Annotated in this window: 1 pseudogene; it reads right to left on the bottom strand. The window is 56.3% G+C overall.

Annotated elements, in window-relative coordinates:
- Nucleotides 1-1,209: pseudogene (rpoB, locus tag ACIQVE_RS29725) on the bottom strand (DNA-directed RNA polymerase subunit beta); the annotation flags it as partial.

The following is a 1,209-nucleotide window of genomic DNA, read 5'->3' as shown; positions in this document are numbered from 1 at the left end:
TGAGTGTGTTGTGTCTGGGCTTTAGGAGTGACCTTACCCACCAGGATGTCGCCTGCGCCAACTTCAGCTCCAACGTAAACGATACCGGCTTCGTCAAGCTTGTTCAGCGCAGCTTCACCCACGTTCGGGATGTCTGCAGTGATTTCCTCTGGCCCAAGCTTGGTGTCACGTGCCACACAGGTCAGTTCCTGAATGTGGATCGTGGTGAAGCGATCTTCTTGAACAACTCGTTCCGACAGGCAGATGGAGTCTTCGAAGTTGTAACCGTTCCAGGCCATGAACGCGATACGCATGTTCTGACCCAGTGCCAGCTCACCCATATCGGTGGACGGACCGTCAGCCATGATGTCACTACGCTGAACCCGATCACCTTTACGCACCAGCGGACGCTGGTTGATGCAGGTGTTCTGGTTGGAGCGGGTGTACTTGGTCAGGTTGTAGATGTCGACACCAGCTTCACCGGTTTCAACTTCGTCATCAGCAACACGAACCACCCTACTGCTGGCATCAAGGGAGTCGATAACGCCGCCACGACGAGCCACGACGCAAACGCCGGAGTCACGAGCTACGTTACGCTCCATGCCGGTACCTACCAGCGGCTTGTCAGCGCGCAGAGTTGGTACAGCTTGACGCTGCATGTTCGAACCCATCAACGCACGGTTGGCGTCATCGTGCTCGAGGAACGGAATCAGCGACGCTGCAACCGAAACTACCTGCTTCGGCGAAACGTCCATCAAGGTGACTTCTTCAGGCGCCTTGACGGTGAATTCGTTCAGGTGACGAACAGCTACAAGCTCGTCGATCAGCATTTTCTTGTCGTTCATCGTGGCCGAAGCCTGAGCGATCACGTGATCAGCTTCTTCGATGGCGGACAGGAACACGATCTCGTCGGTAACCAATGCATCTTTCACCACACGGTACGGGCTTTCCAGGAAGCCGTACTGGTTGGTGCGCGCATAAGCAGCCAGGGAGTTGATCAGACCGATGTTCGGACCTTCCGGCGTTTCAATCGGGCATACACGACCGTAGTGAGTCGGGTGTACGTCACGAACTTCAAAGCCAGCGCGCTCACGAGTCAGACCGCCAGGGCCAAGTGCAGACACACGACGCTTGTGGGTGATCTCGGACAGCGGGTTGTTCTGGTCCATGAACTGAGACAGCTGGCTGGAACCGAAGAACTCTTTCACCGCCGCAGCCACTGGCTTGGCG

Origin of the sequence: Pseudomonas sp. NPDC098747, assembly GCF_044760045.1 — a bacterium.
Lineage (GTDB): Bacteria > Pseudomonadota > Gammaproteobacteria > Pseudomonadales > Pseudomonadaceae > Aquipseudomonas.
The sequence above is the reverse complement of the archived record's forward strand: the minus strand, read 5'-3'. Positions and strand labels throughout refer to the sequence as shown.